Origin of the sequence: Pseudomonas sp. MPC6 (assembly GCF_006094435.1) — a bacterium.
Taxonomy (GTDB): domain Bacteria; phylum Pseudomonadota; class Gammaproteobacteria; order Pseudomonadales; family Pseudomonadaceae; genus Aquipseudomonas.
This window is the reverse complement of the sequence record NZ_CP034783.1, coordinates 1,896,680-1,914,132: the sequence shown is the minus strand read 5'-3', so window position 1 is coordinate 1,914,132 and position 17,453 is coordinate 1,896,680. Positions and strand designations below refer to the sequence as shown.

14 protein-coding genes and 1 pseudogene are annotated in these 17,453 nt (G+C 59.8%); 10 read left to right on the top strand and 5 right to left on the bottom strand.

The window, feature by feature from the left end; genetic code table 11:
• Positions 1–80: 80 nt before the first annotated feature.
• The gene (locus ELQ88_RS11035; RefSeq protein ID WP_138965019.1) at positions 81–899 is read right to left on the bottom strand and encodes a shikimate 5-dehydrogenase; all 819 of its coding nucleotides are present in this window, start codon (positions 897–899) and stop codon (positions 81–83) included.
• Between the two features lie 244 nt (positions 900–1,143).
• Between ELQ88_RS11035 and ELQ88_RS11030 the strand changes: the two genes are divergently transcribed.
• From ELQ88_RS11030 to ELQ88_RS11020, 3 genes are all read left to right on the top strand, one after another.
• Positions 1,144–1,515 carry a hypothetical protein gene (locus ELQ88_RS11030; RefSeq protein ID WP_128871009.1) on the top strand — a complete coding sequence of 124 codons (372 nt, stop codon included), beginning with the start codon at positions 1,144–1,146 and terminating at the stop codon, positions 1,513–1,515.
• Positions 1,516–1,832: 317 nt separating this feature from the next.
• Entirely contained in the window at positions 1,833–2,027 is a 195-nt protein-coding gene (locus tag ELQ88_RS11025) for a hypothetical protein (RefSeq protein WP_003179723.1), read from the top strand.
• Positions 2,028–2,127: 100 nt separating this feature from the next.
• Entirely contained in the window at positions 2,128–2,310 is a 183-nt protein-coding gene (locus ELQ88_RS11020; protein ID WP_128871008.1) for a hypothetical protein, read from the top strand.
• Here the strand turns inward: ELQ88_RS11020 and ELQ88_RS11015 are convergent.
• A complete protein-coding gene (locus tag ELQ88_RS11015) occupies positions 2,307–3,368 on the bottom strand; it encodes an AI-2E family transporter (RefSeq protein WP_138965017.1) in 1,062 nt (353 codons plus the stop codon). The two genes, ELQ88_RS11020 and ELQ88_RS11015, sit on opposite strands and share 4 nt — an antisense overlap.
• A gap of 163 nt (positions 3,369–3,531) precedes the next feature.
• Here ELQ88_RS11015 and yegQ point away from each other — a divergent pair.
• Positions 3,532–4,944 (top strand): annotated as a pseudogene (gene yegQ, locus ELQ88_RS11010) (tRNA 5-hydroxyuridine modification protein YegQ); the annotation flags it as partial.
• Here yegQ and ELQ88_RS11005 read toward each other — a convergent pair.
• Positions 4,862–5,725 (bottom strand): LysR substrate-binding domain-containing protein, encoded by an 864-nt coding sequence (locus ELQ88_RS11005; protein ID WP_138965015.1) that lies wholly within the window; start codon positions 5,723–5,725, stop codon positions 4,862–4,864. The pseudogene yegQ and the gene ELQ88_RS11005 overlap by 83 nt on opposite strands.
• A gap of 96 nt (positions 5,726–5,821) precedes the next feature.
• On the opposite strand from ELQ88_RS11005, the gene ELQ88_RS11000 reads away from it, so the two are divergent.
• The gene (locus ELQ88_RS11000; RefSeq protein WP_138965013.1) at positions 5,822–6,733 is read left to right on the top strand and encodes an EamA family transporter; all 912 of its coding nucleotides are present in this window, start codon (positions 5,822–5,824) and stop codon (positions 6,731–6,733) included.
• Positions 6,734–6,917: 184 nt separating this feature from the next.
• Here the strand turns inward: ELQ88_RS11000 and ELQ88_RS10995 are convergent, their stop codons facing one another.
• Entirely contained in the window at positions 6,918–7,148 is a 231-nt protein-coding gene (locus ELQ88_RS10995) for a hypothetical protein (protein ID WP_128871003.1), read from the bottom strand.
• An 89-nt stretch (positions 7,149–7,237) separates the two neighbouring features.
• Positions 7,238–7,954, bottom strand: coding sequence for a FadR/GntR family transcriptional regulator (locus ELQ88_RS10990; RefSeq protein WP_138965011.1), 717 nt, complete (start codon positions 7,952–7,954; stop codon positions 7,238–7,240).
• A 279-nt stretch (positions 7,955–8,233) separates the two neighbouring features.
• Between ELQ88_RS10990 and ELQ88_RS10985 the strand changes: the two genes are divergently transcribed.
• The 5 genes from ELQ88_RS10985 to ELQ88_RS10965 all read left to right on the top strand — a co-directional run bounded on the left by ELQ88_RS10985 (position 8,234) and on the right by ELQ88_RS10965 (position 17,453).
• The gene (locus ELQ88_RS10985) at positions 8,234–9,580 is read left to right on the top strand and encodes an MFS transporter (protein WP_138965009.1); all 1,347 of its coding nucleotides are present in this window, start codon (positions 8,234–8,236) and stop codon (positions 9,578–9,580) included.
• A gap of 33 nt (positions 9,581–9,613) precedes the next feature.
• Positions 9,614–10,957 carry a glucarate dehydratase gene (gene gudD / locus ELQ88_RS10980; protein ID WP_138965007.1) on the top strand — a complete coding sequence of 448 codons (1,344 nt, stop codon included), beginning with the start codon at positions 9,614–9,616 and terminating at the stop codon, positions 10,955–10,957.
• Positions 10,958–11,194: 237 nt separating this feature from the next.
• The gene (gene tssI, locus ELQ88_RS10975; RefSeq protein WP_138969493.1) at positions 11,195–13,756 is read left to right on the top strand and encodes a type VI secretion system Vgr family protein; all 2,562 of its coding nucleotides are present in this window, start codon (positions 11,195–11,197) and stop codon (positions 13,754–13,756) included.
• The gene (locus ELQ88_RS10970; RefSeq protein ID WP_138965005.1) at positions 13,753–15,783 is read left to right on the top strand and encodes a DUF3274 domain-containing protein; all 2,031 of its coding nucleotides are present in this window, start codon (positions 13,753–13,755) and stop codon (positions 15,781–15,783) included. The genes tssI and ELQ88_RS10970 overlap by 4 nt, the downstream gene beginning before the upstream one ends.
• Positions 15,780–17,453, top strand: coding sequence for a DUF2875 family protein (locus tag ELQ88_RS10965; RefSeq protein ID WP_138965003.1), 1,674 nt, complete (start codon positions 15,780–15,782; stop codon positions 17,451–17,453). The genes ELQ88_RS10970 and ELQ88_RS10965 overlap by 4 nt, the downstream gene beginning before the upstream one ends.

The following is a 17,453-nucleotide window of genomic DNA, read 5'->3' as shown; positions in this document are numbered from 1 at the left end:
GCTGGCGAAGGCGGCGTGCCAGGCGCCATTAATGTTGCAAGTGATGGCCTCTTCGCTGGCCAGCCAGCTCCTACAGGGGATCAGCTGCGGGCAAACTCCACCGCTTTCTGGAACTGCTCAACCGTCGGCCGCACGCCGGTATAAAGCACAAACTGCTCCAGCGCCTGGATCGCAATCACCTCCAGCCCGGTTATCACTCGCTTGCCTTCGGCACGACCGCGCACGATCAGCGGGGTTTCCGAGGGGATCGCCACCACATCGAAGACGGTCTCGGCAGCGGCAATGGCGTCGGTGTCGAACGCCAGTTGATCGGCTTCCGGCCCGCCGGTCATGCCGATCGGCGTGACATTGATCAGCATGTGCGGGCGCCGCGCACCCAGTTCAGCTTGCCATTCATAGCCCAGCGACTCGGCCAGGGCACGCCCGGCGGGTTCGTTACGGGCGACGATCAGGCCGTTCTTGTAACCGCCATCACGCAAGGCGCTGGCCACGGCCTTGGCCATGCCGCCGCTGCCGCGCAGGGCGAAGGTCGACGCCGTGGGCACCTGGTGGGTTGCCAGCAACTGAGCGATGGCGATGTAGTCGGTGTTGTAGGCCTTGAGACGGCCATTGGTGTTGACGATGGTGTTGATCGATTGAATGGCCGCGGCCGACGCGTCCAGCTCATCGACCAGCGCAATGCAGGCCTCCTTGAATGGCATGGACACGCCACAGCCTCGAATCCCCAGGGCGCGAATGCCCGCGATGGCGCCTGGCAGGTCCTGGCTGCTGAAGGCCTTGTAGTAGAAATTCAGGCCCAGTTGTTCGTACAGATGATTGTGGAATCGCAGGCCAAAGTTTCCAGGGCGCCCGGAGAGGGACATGCACAGCTGGGTGTCTTTGTTGGGGTTCATCTGCATGTGAATCTCCTTCAATAGCACTTTCGGATGGACGGGATTAGCCAGTCCAGCCGGTCTGATCGATCATATTCGCGTACCTGCCGGTGACAGCGTACGACGCTAAGAAAGCCGGTACAGACCTTACACAAAATTTACCCAATGGCTGTGCTGATTTGCAGAAAAACGCTGTCTTAGAAGTATCCCCGCGACAATCCCTGGGTCTATTGCAGAGCCAGGCGCCGGGTCGAAGAACCGAGGAATTATCATGATCCGTAAAATCCCCATAGTTGCCTTGCTGATCGGTACGCTGGCCATCGCAGGGCAGGCTGAAGCTGGCGGCGGTCACGGCGGTCACGGTTGGGAAGGACCGGCGGTATTCGGTGCGATCGTCGGCTCGGCCATCGTCGGTTCGGCGATCATCAACAGCAACCGGCCGGTCTATGTGCAGCAACCGGTCTACGTTCAGCCACAACCGGTGTACGTGCAACAACCGCCTCCGGTTTATTACCAGCCGGCACCGGTCTACGTGCAGCAACCGGTCTATTACGCCCCGCCACCGGTTTACTACGGACCGCCCCGTGGTTACTACCCACCGCGCGGCTACTACGGCCCTCCCCACGGTTATCGCCGCTGGTAACTGTAGGAGCGAGCTTGCTCGCGATGGGCGTAAGAGCGCCGCGGTTAGCCGGTAAGCATGCGTTATCGTTAACGACCATCGCGAGCAAGCTCGCTCCTACAGACAGACGGCGGGGCTTTTTTGTCGCCGTTTGTCGGTACAGGTCTGGATAAATCGCCTCAAGGTCGCTGTCGGGACAGTCTTTGCGGTTCAAGTTGGCAAGATTGACTCGCCGCTCTTCCCCCCACTTGGGGAAAACGGTCATATTCATGTCATGTCAGGTCCGCAAACCTGGATCTGTCCGCAAACAGCAGGTTGATAATAACAAGGACGACCTCATGCCCACGCAAAACCCGCACCGCATCGTCGGCTTGTGCACTTCCAGCAAGGTGTACAACGCACTGACCGAACTCAAGCACCTGGAAGGCCATCGCAGCGCCAAGTTTCTCTCGCTGCTGGCGGAAAACCTGGTGCGCAAAGGCCTGCTCAATGAGCAGGAAGTGGTCCACATGCTTGACCTGGTGGTCGACTGAGCCCAAGACTCACTAGCGTCAATTACGACTATCGAAAGCGTTGATTGTCCGTTCCGGCGTTGGGTCCGTAAGGTAGCTCCATAGATTGATGGAGGTACTTATGTCCCAGGTTCAGATCATGTCCGTTATCGGCAGCGCCGTTCCCGCACCACTCAGAGCGCTTGGCTTGCTTGCCTGTTGGTACCTGGTGCAGGACGGCGAAGCGATCAGTGGTCCGCTGACCTCGTTGCCGGACGCCCAGGCACTGTCGCAACGAATCGGCCAAGGTCAGCTCAGCGCTTAAGGCAGCTGCACCCGCGGTTTGGTTTCGATGAAGATCGCCCAGCTCGACATGAACAGCGCGGCGATCAGCGGCCCGATGACAAAGCCATTCAAGCCGAAGATCGCCAGGCCGCCAAGGGTCGAGATCAGAATCAGGTAATCCGGCATCTTCGTGTCCTTGCCCACCAGAATGGGGCGCAGCACGTTATCCACCAGCCCGATCACAAAAACCCCGAACAACCCCAGCACCACGCCCTGCCAGATCGCTCCGGTGAACAGGAAAAACGCCGCCACCGGCGCCCAGACGATCCCCGCCCCCACCGCCGGCAACAGCGATAGAAACGCCATCAGCACTGCCCACAGCAACGCGCTCGGAATACCCAGGAACCAGAAAATCAAACCGCCCAATGCACCCTGCGTAATCGCCACCAGCAGGTTGCCTTTGACTGTCGCCCGCACCACGCGGTTGAACTTGAGTTGCAAACGCCGTTTCTGGTGCTCTTTCAGCGGTACGGCAGAACGAACTTTACGTGCCAGTTCGGTGCCGTCGCGCAAAAAAAAGAACAGCAGGTAGAGCATGATGAAAAAGCTCACCAGAAAATCGAACGTGCCCTGACCGAAACTGAAGGCCTGGGTGGCGATAAATTCATTGCCTGTTACCGCACTCTTGATGATTTTCTCTCGCAGACCGTCCAACTCGCCGACCCCGAACCGATCGAGCAGGTGCTGGAAGTATGGCGGCAGGCTGTGTTTGAAATGCGTCACGTAGCCGGCGATATCCAGTTCGCCGCTTTCGATTCTCTGGTAGACCGAGGCCCCTTCTTGCACCAGCAGGAAACCGAGGATGATCACCGGCAGAATCGCGATCACCAGGCAGATGCCCAGGGTGAGCAGCGACGTCAGGTTGCGTTGCCAGCCGAATTTCGCTTGCAGGCGGCGCTGCAGGGGGGCGAAGAGGATGCCGAGGATGACAGCCCAGAACACCGCTGCGTAGAACGGCAGCAAAATCCAGATGAACGCGGCGGTGACCAGTCCCAACAGGATCACCAGTGATTTGTTTTGCAGTGTCTGTTCGTTCATGTCCGATCCATGTCAGTCAGCAGGGAAGCAATGTCGCGTCCTGATGCTTAGTCCGCCACGGTTCGCGCGAGTGCCATCCGTTTGTTCATCAAGCATAGATCCAGATCAATGAAGCCCGCGGGCAAGCCGATTACCCTCGTCGACTTTTGCGATCGACTCATCCATGAACCTTGTCCCACCGGAACTGCTCGCCCCCGCCGGCACCCTGAAAAACATGCGCTATGCCTTCGCCTACGGCGCCGACGCGGTGTACGCCGGCCAGCCGCGCTACAGCCTGCGGGTGCGCAACAACGAATTCGATCACGCCAACCTGGCCCTCGGCATTCGCGAGGCCCAGGCCCAGGGGAAGCGCTTTTATGTGGTGGTGAACATCGCCCCGCACAACGCCAAGCTGAAAACCTTTCTCAAGGATCTGCAGCCGGTGATTGCCATGGCGCCGGACGCGCTGATCATGTCCGACCCGGGCCTGATCATGCTGGTGCGCCGACATTTCCCGCAGATGCCGATTCACCTGTCGGTGCAGGCCAACACGGTGAACTGGGCGAGTGTCGAGTTCTGGCAGCAACAAGGCGTGAGCCGGATCATCCTGTCGCGGGAACTGTCCCTGGAAGAAATCGCCGAAATTCGTGAGCAGGTCCCGGCCATGGAGCTGGAGGTGTTTGTCCATGGGGCGCTGTGCATGGCCTACTCCGGCCGCTGTCTGCTGTCCGGATACATGAACAGGCGCGACGCCAATCAAGGCAGCTGCACCAATGCCTGTCGCTGGAAGTACTCGGCGCAACAGGCCTCGGAAAATCAACTCGGCGAAATCGTCCAGAGCTTCCAGCCTGAACCGACCCTGGGGATCGGCGCCCCGACCGATCAGGTGTTCCTGTTGCAGGAAGCCAATCGACCGGACGAACTGATGCCGGCCTTCGAGGACGAGCACGGCACCTACATCATGAACGCCAAGGACTTGCGCGCCGTGCAGCATGTCGAGCGCCTGACCCGGATGGGCGTGCATTCGCTGAAAATCGAAGGCCGGACCAAATCCCACTTCTATTGCGCACGGACCACTCAGGTGTACCGCCGGGCCATCGACGATGCGGTGGCCGGTCGCGCGTTTGACCGCAGCCTGATGACGGATCTGGAGTCCCTCGCGCAACGCGGCTACACCGAAGGCTTCCTGCGGCGGCATGTGCATGATGAGTATCAGAACTACCAGCACGGCAGTTCGGTGTCGGAGCGGCAACAGTTTGTCGGCGAGTTGACCGGCGAGCGGCGCGACCGACTGGCCGAAGTCAAGGTGAAGAACCGTTTCGGCCTGGGTGACCACATGGAACTGATGACGCCCGCGGGCAACTTCCACTTCGATCTGCATCAGTTGCAGAACATCAGAGGCGAGCCAATCGAAGTGGCGCCGGGGGATGGGCATACGGTGTATGTGCCGATTCCGGATGCGGTGGAGTTGCGGTTTGGGTTGTTGATGCGGGATGTGGGGTTATAGAGCGCGCCTAGGCGAACTCCTCGCGCAACATCGCCACAAACGCCTCTCGCGCCGGGTGAACCCCGGCGTTTTCATGCCAGTAGAACAGGTTGTCGATGGCCGTCAGGTCGGGGAATTCATAGCCCGCGCAACCGGCGCCTTTGGCGAACTGGTCGAAAACCCCTTTAGGCACCAGCGCCACACCGGCGCCCGCGCTGACGCAGCCGACGATCGCGCCGTAACTGGCCAGGCTGACAATCGGCAACGCCTGCCCCTGCCGCAATAACCAGTGCTCCAGCGCCGCCCGGTAAGGGCAACCCTGTGGCCACATGAACACGGTCTTGTCCTGCAAATCGGCGATATCGCGTACCGGCCCCAGGGACGTCGAGGCAATCAACAGCAGCTCCTCGCGGTACATCGGCGTGCGCTTGAGTTGCGAGCGCTCGACATCCACGGCGACTATCGCGCCGTCGAGCCGATGGTTGAAGGTGTCGTCGAGCAGCTGGCCCCAGGGGCCGGTGGTCAGTTCCAGCGCCACCTTCGGGAAACGCTTGTGGAACTTGGCCAGCAAGCGCGGCAAGCGACCGGTGGCCGAGGACTCGATGGCACCGATGCGCAACGGTCCGGACGGCTCCGCCGCGGGATCGAGCGCGCGCTTGGCTTCAGCCGCGAGCGCGAGCATCTTCGCGGCATAGACGAGGAAGGTCTGCCCCGACGGGCTGATTCGCAACCCTCGACCCTCGCGCAGGAACAGCGCGACCCCCAGCTCCGCTTCCAGCGCCTTGATCCGTGCCGTGATATTCGACGGCACGCAATGCAGCAACTCGGCGGCGCGGGCAATGCTGCCGACGTCGGCGACGGTCTTGAACATGCGAATCTGCGCCAGCTCCATACATCACCAAAAGTGAACAGTTAACGCAGTATAAGTCAGTTGTGGCGAATGGTTCGAATTCTGATACTCGGTGCACAGGCCCACAGGTATCCGACCATGCAAGCGCTCACCGCCGTCTCCCCCTCCCCCCTCAAGATCGTGCTGGCGATGGCATTTGTCGTCGCCTGCTGGGGGTATTCCCCGACCGGTATTCATATCGGTTTGCAAGCTTATGATCCCGGCCATCTGGCGTTGCTGCGGTTTCTGCTGGCTTCGGCATTCATGGGCGTCGTCGCGCTGATCCGCGGCATCCGCCTGCCGAGCCTTGGCGATCTGCCGCTGCTGGCGGCCCTGGGTTTCTTTGCGGTCAGCCTGCATCACGTCGCGTTGAATTTCGGCCAGCAGGGCGTCAGCGCCGGAGCGTCCAGTGTATTGGCGCAATCGACCCCCTTGTTCAGCACGCTACTGGCGCGCTTCGTGTTCAAGGACCGGGTGAGTGCCTGGCGCTGGGGCTGTGTGATCCTGGGTTTGCTCGGCGTGGTGATTGTGGTGGCTGGCGATCACGGACTGGGCAGCATCAATGGCGGCGGCTTGCTGATTCTGCTGGCGGCGCTGTCCTGGAGCTTTTACTTTGCGTTGCAGAAGCAGCATGCCCGGCGCTACGACGGCTTGACGCTGGTGTGTTACACGGTTTGGTTCGGGACGTTGCTGTTGTTGGCTTATTTGCCGGGGTTGGCCGCCGAGGTCGTCAGTGCTCCGCTGCAGGTGCAACTGGCGGTGATTGCGCTTGGTGTTTTTCCCAGCGCCCTTGCCTATCTGGCCTGGGCCTATGTGCTGGCGCATGTGGACCTGAGCCGGGCGACGATGACGCTGTACCTGATTCCACCCACTGCCATGGGCATTGCGTCTTTTGCGTTGGCGGAGCAGCCCACATTGATGGTGTTCGTGGGTTCGGCGATTGTGCTGATCAGTGTGCTGGCGTTGAATCTGGAGCGGCGGGTGGTAGTGATTCAAGGGGCCAGTGTCTGATCGTTTATTGGCGCTGATACGCCTGACGCCTTCGCAGGCAAGCCAGCTTCCACAGGGTTTGTGTCAAGCACACCATTTGGATCAACCCGGAACCTGTGGGTGCGTGGCTTGCCCGCGAAGAACGATGACTCGGTGAACCCGCCCTGCCACTCTCAAAAAACCCGGCACACTGGCCGGGTTCCGGTTACCGCCTGTCATCGGACAGCGGTGTTGGCTCATCTGCCGGAGGCACGTCCTCATCCGCCGTCGGGTCCATCCAGTCTTCTGGTCGATCAGCCTCTGCGCCGGCCGGGTCCCGGGCCGGGTCCATGCCGGGTGGCGCATCCTGATCCATGCTTGGCTCATCGGTGCCGGGCATGGGTCGGGTCGGGTCGGTAGTGGGTGTTCCACCCTGGAACGTTGATTCGTTAGCCATGACGCACCTCACAGGTGAGGTCCAGCAAATCTGGGCCGTACTGTTTGGAAGCAAGGCCAGGGAGGAGGTGCTATCGAGTAGACCAGCGGTTACCCGCGATCCGCCAGAAACCGGTCACGACTGTTGGTCAGGTGCAGCCACATGGCCGCCCGCGCCGCATCCGGGTCCTGGCGCTTGATGGCATTGAGTATCGCCTCGTGCTCGAGGTTGGCGAGCTGCCCGAGCTTGCTCAGATCCGCTGCACCGCGTTCGGCGGCGTTGACCCGGGTCCGGGGAATCATTGAGCGGCCCAGGTGCTGCATGATTTCGCTGAAGCACAGATTGCCGGTGGCTTCGGCGATCAGCAGATGAAAGCGCTTGTCGGCTTCGACGCAGCTGTCGTTGTTGGCGAGCAGGCCTTGATAATCGTCCAGCGCTTCACGCATCTGCGCCACTTGCCGATCCGTGCGACGGACAGCGGCCAGCGCCGCCGCCTGGGTTTCCAGGCCCAGGCGCAATTCCAGAATGCTGCGCACCCCCAGCGCGGTGTCGACATTCAGGCGCAGCCCCTGCTCCGGGGCCCGCTCGAGCACGAAGGTGCCGATGCCGTGGCGGGTTTCCACCAGCCCGGACGCCTGCAACTTCGAGAGGGCCTCGCGCACCACCGTGCGACTGACCCCGTGCTCCTGAACGATGGTGTTCTCCGACGGCAGCTTGTCCCCCGGCAGCATCTGACCGAGGAGGATGCTTTGGGTCAGCTTGGCGACCAGGTCATGGGCCAGGTTATGGGTGCGCTTGCGGGCAGGCGCGTCGAGGTCTTGGTGCATGGCAATCATCCGAAAGCGGGGCTCACGGGATCGTAGCACCCTGATCGAGTGGAAGCCTCAGAAAAAGCGCTTAACTTGTATGACAACACTCAACAACAGCCTGAACACCGGGGATTTCTGCTCTTGTCGCGGACAACGCCAATCTTGAATACTCTAGAAAAACCTCCGCTTAATCGGTTTTTACGCTTGCAGGACAAAAAAATGTAGTTGTATGATGTCTATCAACACAGCAACACCCAGTCACACCCCGCATAAAAATAATCAGTGGGAGAAAAACAAGTGAGTACATCCATATCCGGGATGCACGACGGCGCCGATCCGGTCCTGAAGTCCGCCATCTCAAAAGTGAAACGGCACGTCCTGCCGCTGTTCGTGATCATGTTCATCGTCAACTACATCGACCGTGTGAACATCGGCTTCGTCCGCACCCACATGGAACATGACCTGGGCATCGGCGCTGCCGCCTATGGCCTCGGTGCCGGGCTGTTCTTCATCGGTTACGCGCTGTTCGAAGTGCCCTCCAACATCCTCCTGCAGAAAGTCGGCGCACGAATCTGGCTGACCCGCATCATGCTGACCTGGGGCATCGTGGCGGCCTGCATGGCCTTCATCCAGAACGAAACCCACTTCTATATCCTGCGATTCCTGTTGGGCGTGGCGGAAGCCGGGTTCTTTCCCGGGGTGATCTACTACTTCACTCGCTGGTTGCCGGGTGTCGAGCGCGGCAAGGCCATTGCGATCTTCCTCAGCGGTTCGGCGATCGCTTCGCTGATCTCCGGCCCACTGTCCGGGTTGCTCCTGCAGATCAACGGTTTGGGCCTGCACGGTTGGCAATGGATGTACTTCATTGAAGGCATGTTCTCGGTCTGCCTGTGCGTGTTCGTGTGGTTCTGGCTCGATTCCAGGCCCCACGACGCCAAATGGCTGACTCGCCCCGAGCAAGACGCGCTGGTCAAGGCCATCGATGACGAACAACTGGCCCGCGAAGCGGCGACGCCGATCAAGCCGTCACTGGGCAAGCTGCTCAAGGATCGCCAGATCATCCTGTTCTGCCTGATCTATTTCTTCATCCAACTGACCATCTACGCCGCGACCTTCTGGCTGCCGAGCATCATCAAGAAGATGGGCGACCTCAGCGACATTCAGGTCGGGCTGTTCAACTCGATCCCCTGGTTGCTGTCGATCGTCGGCATGTACGCCTTCGCTTCGCTGTCGGCCAGATGGAAACATCAGCAAGCCTGGGTGGCTGCCGCCCTGCTGATCGCGGCGGCCGGGATGTTCATGTCCACCACCGGCGGGCCGATCTTTGCCTTCGTTGCGATCTGCTTTGCGGCGCTGGGTTTCAAATCGGCCTCGTCGCTGTTCTGGCCGATCCCCCAGGCTTACCTGGATGCACGCATCGCCGCGGGTGTCATCGCGCTGATCAACTCGGTGGGCAACCTCGGTGGCTTCGTCGCGCCGACCACGTTCGGCCTGCTGGAAGAACACACCGGGTCGATCCAGGGCGGGCTGTATGGCCTGGCCGCCACATCGATCATCGCCGCGATCATCGTTTTCGCCGCGCGTAGCACAGCCAAATCCGCACCCGCCGCCGTACTGGGCGAATCCGCGCCCGACCACGCCTGAACGCTCCTGTCAGCATGCTTTAAGGACAAGACAATGAACGCACAAGACACCGCAAAAGCCCCGATCATCACCAGCATGCAGGTTGTTCCGGTGGCCGGGCACGATGGCATGTTGCTCAACCTGAGCGGCGCCCACGGGCCATTTTTCACCCGCAACATCGTCATCCTCAAGGACAACGCCGGCCACACCGGCGTCGGTGAAGTGCCAGGGGGCGAGCGCATTCGCCAGACCCTCGAAGACGCGCGCAGCCTGGTGGTCGGCAGCCCGATCGGGACCTATCAGAAGATCCTCAATCAAGTGCGCCAGACCTTCGCCGACCGTGATGCCGGCGGCCGTGGCCTGCAGACGTTCGACCTGCGCATCACCATTCACGCGGTCACCGGCCTGGAAGCGGCGCTCCTGGATCTGTTGGGGCAGCACTTGGACGTGCCGGTCGCGGCCCTGCTCGGCGAAGGCCAGCAACGCGACGAAGTGAAGATGCTCGGTTATCTGTTTTATGTCGGCGATCGCCGCCAGACCGACCTCGCCTACCGCAGCGAACCGGATGCCGACAACGACTGGTTTCGCCTGCGCCACGAACCCGCGATGACCGCCGATGCAGTGGTGCGCCTGGCCGAGGCTGCCCACGCTCGCTACGGCTTCAAGGACTTCAAGCTCAAGGGCGGCGTGCTCAGTGGCGATGACGAAATCGAAGCGGTGACCGCCCTGGCCGAACGCTTTCCCGATGCGCGCATCACCCTCGATCCGAATGGCGCCTGGTCGCTGAAAGAAGCGATCCGCTTGTGCCGCGACCAGCATCGCGTCCTCGCGTATGCCGAAGACCCTTGCGGGGCAGAAAACGGGTATTCGGGCCGTGAAGTCATGGCCGAGTTCCGCCGCGCCACAGGCCTGAAAACCGCCACCAACATGATCGCCACCGATTGGCGGGAAATGGGCCACGCGATCCAGCTGCAATCGGTGGACATCCCCTTGGCCGACCCGCACTTCTGGACGATGCAGGGCTCGGTCCGCGTGGCGCAGATGTGCCATGAATGGGGCCTGACCTGGGGCTCGCATTCCAACAACCACTTCGATATTTCCCTGGCGATGTTCACCCATGTTGCGGCCGCCGCGCCGGGTGAGATCACCGCCATCGACACCCACTGGATCTGGCAGGACGGCCAGCGCCTGACCAAGGCCCCGTTGCAAATCGTTGGGGGTTGCGTGCAGGTGCCGAAGAAACCGGGCCTGGGGGTCGAGCTGGACCTGGATCAACTGGCCAAGGCCCATGAGCTCTATAAAGGCATGGGGCTGGGCGCGCGGGATGACAGCGTGGCGATGCAGTTCTTGATTCCGGGCTGGACGTTCGATAACAAGCGGCCGAGCCTGGTGCGCTAGACACTTCGCAAGCACCTCGCTCCCACAGTTGATTGGCGTCACACATAAGGCTGAGTTCGCTGCATATCCGTGTGTGCAACTGCGCGTGGCAGCATTGCTGCTCAGTTTGTTAAAAAAGGAAGCGTCCTACATACAAGCTATTTCATAAGCGTCTTAATTCCCGTGTTTGTATTTCGCCGTGAGCACTGAGGTGCACCGCTCATGGGTCGAACACCGGTTGCTTATGCCGTAGGACACTTGTTAATGGAACTGACACCACTATTTGCGCCACAGAACCGACGCTTGATCAAGCTGACCACCCCGGCCATCGGTCAGCACGCGCTGCTGCTGGAGCGTTTTTGCGGTACTGAAGGATTGTCGACGCTGTTCAGTTTCGAGTTGTCGCTGATCAGTCAGGATGCGCGACTGGAACTCAAGTCCCTGATAGGGCAACCCGCGTTGCTGGAGATTGAACTGGCAACCGGTGGGGCCCGTTTTATTCATGGTTATATCAACCGTTTCAGCCTGCAAGGCAGTGACGGTGGGCTGGCGCGCTACTCGGCAACATTGAGTCCCTGGCTGTGGATGCTGTCGCGCCGTTCTGACTCGCGGATATTTCAAGAGCAAACGATCGAAGACATCGTTCGCACGGTGTTTGCCCACTATGAGGCGCTGCCCAGTTTCGAATTCCGGCTGGACCAGCCGCTCAAGTCCCACAGCTACATCACGCAGTACCGCGAGAACGATCTGGATTTCGTCTTGCGCCTGCTGGAAGGCGAAGGACTGTTCTTCTACTTCGATCACTCGAAGGAAGGACATCAACTGATAATCACCGACCATTCCCGCAACCTTGAGCCGTTACCGCAGCAACCGCAGATCCGCTACCACAGTGCTTCGGTCACCGAGACAGCCGATTCCATCACTCAATGGAGCAGCAACCGGGTTTTGCAGTCCGGTCGTATGGCCATTCAGACATTCGACTACAGGCAACCGCGAAATCCACTGCCGGTCAGCATGCCCAGCCTCAACGTCCAGGGTGAGGTCCCGTCTTACGAAATCTACGACTTTCCCGGCCATTACAGCCACGCGATGCCCGCGAATGGCGAGACGCTGGTGCGTCATCGACTGGAAGCCATGGAAGTACAGGGCAAGACGTTTCAGGGCAGCAGCAACTGTCGCGCCATGCTGCCCGGTTACACCTTCGAGTTGACCCAGCACTTCGATCACGACCGTGACCCCATTGCGGATCGCCACTTCCTGTTGCTGAGCGTCGAACACCGTGGCAGTAACAACTATCTATCGGATCAGCCGGCAGGCTACGACAACAGCTTCGTGTGTGTGCGCCATAAAATCCCGTATCGCCCCGCAATCATCACGCCTCGCCCGACGATTTCGGGGCCGCTCACCGCCATCGTGGTGGGTCCTGAAGGAGAGGAAGTCTTCACCGATGCGCTGGCGCGGGTACAAGTACGCTTTCATTGGCAGCGCGGACAGGATCCTGCACCCGGCACCACCTGGCTCAGGGTCGCCATGCCCAGTGCGGGCGCCGGTTTTGGTCATCAGTTTTTGCCGCGCATCGGTCAGGAGGTCCTGGTGACTTTCCTCGGGGGCGACATCGACCGCCCCCTTGTCACTTCGGTACTCTACAACGCTGACCATTTACCGCCGCGCTTCAGTAACGCCACGGGTTTACCGGGTAATCGAACGCTCTCGGGCATCCAGACCCGGGAACACAAAGGCAACGGCTTCAACGAACTGCTATTCGACGATACACCCGGTGCGTTGCGCGCCCGCATGGGCACGACCCATCACGCCACCGCGCTGAACCTCGGCAAACTCACCACGCCCAGAACTGACGGCCAAGCCCAGCCCCGTGGCAATGGCGCCGAACTGCGCACCGACGCGGCCATCGCTCTGCGAGCGGCCCAAGGCATGTTATTGACCACTTATGCCCGTCACGGCGCGCAGGGTTCGCAGTTGGACCGCGAAGAATTGCTCAAGCTGCTGAGCGAGTGTGGCGAACTGTTCCAGTCGCTCGGCCAGACCGCCGCCGCCCGTGGCAGCCAACAGGTCGATAGCCAAGGCATCGACCTGCTGCGCCAGTCGTTGACTCAATGGCCTGCACCGGAGAGCAACAGTTCGGGCGACCCACTGCTCGCCGTGGCGGCCGAGGCGGGCATCGCCAGCGCCACACCGCGCTCACAAGTGCACTACGCCGGTGAGAACCACGACACAACGGCTCAGGACCACCTGCAATTGACCAGCGGTGCGGCCATGCGATTGAACGCGGGCAAAGGGATTTCGGCCTTTGCGCAAGATGCAGGCATCAGCGCCATCGCCAATCGCGGCAAGGTGCTCGTGCAAGCCCAGGAAGATGACATTGCGCTCAATGCGCAAAAGAACCTGCACCTGTCGGTCACCGAAGGTGAAGTGGTCGTGACTGCGCCCATCATTCGCTTGGTGGCGGACGACGGCAGCTACATCAAGATTGGTGGCGGCATCGAGATTGGCACCCAGGACAAGGTCACGGTGCACGCCAGCGACCATGACTGGGTCGGACCGAAAACCGACAGCGTTACCATCCCGTCCTTCAGCCGTGATCCAGCGGCGCAACGCCTGGCCTTTCACTATCCGGGCCACGCGGATGAAAGCCCCCGAGTGGCAGCGGACCACGCGTACCAGATCGAGCTGGGCGATGGCAGCGTGGTGCAAGGTTCAACGGATGCAAGCGGTTTGACGCAGAGAGTGGAGCGCGAGGTGATGCATCAGGCCCGGGTGAAGGCCCAGCGAAAAACCGGCCCGACGGGAGAGCGTCAATGAGCGAGTCGAGCTTTCACACAGTGGCGCAGAGCACCACCCGCTTGATTGCGAACTGCACCACCGAGCGCAAGATGGAGGTCCCTGGGGACTTGCCTGGGGTGGTGATTTTCCTGCACGGGGTCAATGATCCGGGGGGATCGTATGAGTCGGTGGAGACGGGGTTGTGTCAGGGGGTGAACGAGCGGTTGGATCGGCCGGATCTTCGGGCTGGGCGGTATGGAGTCCAGTACGACAAGGCTTTGGGCACACCTAAAGAAGCCTGGAGAGACAAGGAAAGGCAAATACTCGACGATCCCGACACCTACCTTTATCAACGCGATTCAAATGCCTCTGACGTCCGCAGTCTGTTCATCCCTTTTTACTGGGGTTACAGAGCCGAACCCGGCGAAATAAAGCGCGATGAAAATGGCGATCCGGCCAGGCTGCGTGATCAATTTCAAGACAGATTTGGCAATCGCCTTGATCGTCACTTCGCCAAAGGTGGCGGTTTTTTTGCCAACGCCACCAACAACCTGCTGGAGATGTACGAAGAGGGCTTTGCTAAATGGGTGCGCCATTTGGCCCAACCCACGATGCATAATTCTCTGTTCATGGGTAAGGCGCCAAACAGGCGTTACTTTGTGCTGGCGGCGACCCGGCTGGCGATGCTGGTCAGCGAGACTCGCCGCGTCTCACCCGATGAAACCATCACCATCATGGGGCACAGCCAGGGCACGCTGATCACTTTGCTTGCTCAAGCGATGCTGGTGGATCGGGGCGAACGCTGCGCCGACTGCGCAATCATGGTGGACTCGCCTTATTCGGTGTTGCCAGGTACGACGCCGAAAAATTCAAAGACGCTGCAAGTGCTGATAAACCTTGTGCAACGGATCACCCAATCGCCCCATGCGCAACCCCCCTTGAGCGCCGCGCGTTGTGGCGTACCGGGGTATGGCGGTCGGACCGGTCCGCGATGGTCACCTGAACAGGGGCAACGTTTGGGTACAGACGGGAAAACCGTGGTGTTTCCCGAGCGCGACAATCGCGGCAAGGTTTATCTGTACTTCAGCCCGGACGACACCACGGTGGCGCTGGATGACGTGCATGGCATTGGTACTTATGGCGTACCGGACGTACTCCCTGATGGGCAGCCAGCCATGAACGCTTTGCAATCCTTGCGTTTCTACCAGCGCTTGTGGACCAAGCGTCTGCGCGAAGGCAAACCCGTGCTCGTTGGCAAAGTTCCACAACAGGATCTTATCCGAGCCAAGGGCGAGCCGCGTTACCCTGGTGGTTGGTCAGCCGCAGCGGTGGCCTCGCGAGCACCGATCCAGAAAGGCCAGGAGCGCAACATCAATGCCGAGCAACTGCACCCGCCTCATGCGCCACAGATGTTCGGCGGCGAAGCCGTAACCGGCTCAACTCACGAATCGGGAAAGGACCGCTCGGACGCGGTCTCGAAAAACGCTGCTTTGGGCAACCCCAGCGCGACCTTCAAATGGATTTTTGTGCAGAACATCACCGATCGAATCGATGTGGAAGTTGTACGCGCCCGCTGGAACCAGGGCAAAGAGCCGGACGACCAGACCCACGCTTTCCGCCGCACAGCGGTGTCCGGTTTTGCGTTGCTCCAGACCAAAGATCACTACCGCTACGAACGTGAGGAAACGCCGAACGAAATCCGGGCCCGCATGGACATCGACCCAAAAGAGTTGAGTGAAAACAGCTATCACTCGGCGGTATTGCGCAGTCCGGAAAACCATCGCTGGGTGACAGCGATGGATATTGCGATTGGGCAGGCGAAGTGTCTGGATGATCCGGTGATGCGTGAGGTGTTGGTGGCGATTGCGGATTGGAGAATGGATGAAGAACAGTTCGATGATGTCATCAAGATGAAGGGTTGGTCGCGACTGAGTGCGCAGGCTCAAGCGTTGGCCGAAGCCAGCTATCAGTATTACCTCCAAGGTAAATTTCCTTCGACCGAATTGGTCTCGCTGACACCGCCGGCACTGATTGTGAGCCCCTCGGTGAAAGGAGTTGCCCAATGAGGGATCGTCAGCATGACAAATCACAGCGACCGCAGCTGAAGGGATACTTCTGGGCAGCAGGAATACTCTCGGCCGTTTGGCTTGGGTTTCTGTTTTTCGTCGTTTACACAGCACAAGCCGAAAATAGGGAGCTTAGGGATATGGATGCGGTTATGCGCTGGGGAATCGCGAGTATTTTGGGTGCGCTGGTGTTGGCTTACAGCGGGCACTGGTTTGGAAAGGCTTTAGCCTACGAAAAGGTAGAACTTGCGACTTACAAATCAAAAGTCATCGCTGAAGTAACCGAGCAAATTGCCACGCGTGAGCGTACCTATGCGCTGGAAATACGAGGTACGGGGCTTGCCATTGATGATTGGCATCAATCTTCAATTTGGCGAGAAATAAAAAACAAGAATAGCAATTTCACCTCGATCTATTCGCAAAACCCCAAGGACTACGATGCTTCATTGAGCTCTCGAGAGATCACCCGGAGTATCAATATACGCGTTGCATTCAAGCATTCGGCCAGCGATTCAGTGGCCTACTGGCCAATACCGGTGTTTGCGATTGCGCCGCCCAAGCAACCTGAAGATGCGGGTGCCCCAAATACTATACTCAGTGGTCGCAATGCCGCGACTCTGGGTGTCACCCTGTTCCTTTGGCAAGACGCAGACAACACCACTCATGCGCAGAACATGATTGAGCGCCTGTTTCAGTTTTTTGATGACAATCCAAAAGTGCCGCAGGCATTGGTCGTAAGTCGCGATGGTGACGTCACTCGAAACGGCTATCGCGAGGCTGGCACTCCGGGTCTTCAAAATGTCCACGCCGTACCAACGATATTCGAAAGTATGACGGGTCTGCTGGTCACTCGTTCGGATCGCATTGACAGCTATATCCGTCCTTTCGCCACCAATAACTCGGAAGACAACCAAAACACAAACACCGACATGGGCAAGTTATGGGCGTTCTACTGGAATCGTGATGATGCATTTCTGGATTGGTATAAAGAGGGTGAGCGTGCCAAAGGTAAGAAAGGTCATGTTCGTCCTATCACCACCATGTCCTCCGCCTACTGGCAATCCCAACTCCCCACCCTCTGGCAAACCCTGAGCAACCGAGGCCCCGGTCACTTCGAACCGTCCCCATGGCTCCCGGTACGTTGGGCCAGTCATCAAGTACAGGAGTTCGACAGGGCTCCAATCCTGGGTTACCTGCACCGCCCGATCAAAGTCCCGATGCAGGACGAAAACGGAAAATTGCTCAAGCCCGCGCTACAGGCCAAGGCCCTTCAAGCAGGCTGGCGACAAGCCTTGGAAACCCTGCCCGATGGCGACAAACCAGTGCGCGTGTTCTACGACAGCACTGACAACGTCAACGGCGAAATCGCCCTGACCCATGCGCTGCATGGCCTCAACGTTGACGGCACCGGCATCGAGTTGGGCAATGTCGACGAGGGCTACGACATCGGGCGGCGCCTGGGCAATACCGGCGTCAGTGGCGTCCTGGTCGAAATCAACCTCGCCACGATTGCCAGCTACCAGGAGGGTGGAGTCAGCGCAGTGGTCTACTCCGGCAAGGATGGCAGCACCACGGTGCAAATGGTCCGTCCGCCTGACGAAGCCCGCAAAGCGAAAAACCAGCAGACCCATGGCGTCGATCCCTTCCGATTTCGCATGCCGGGGCAATAA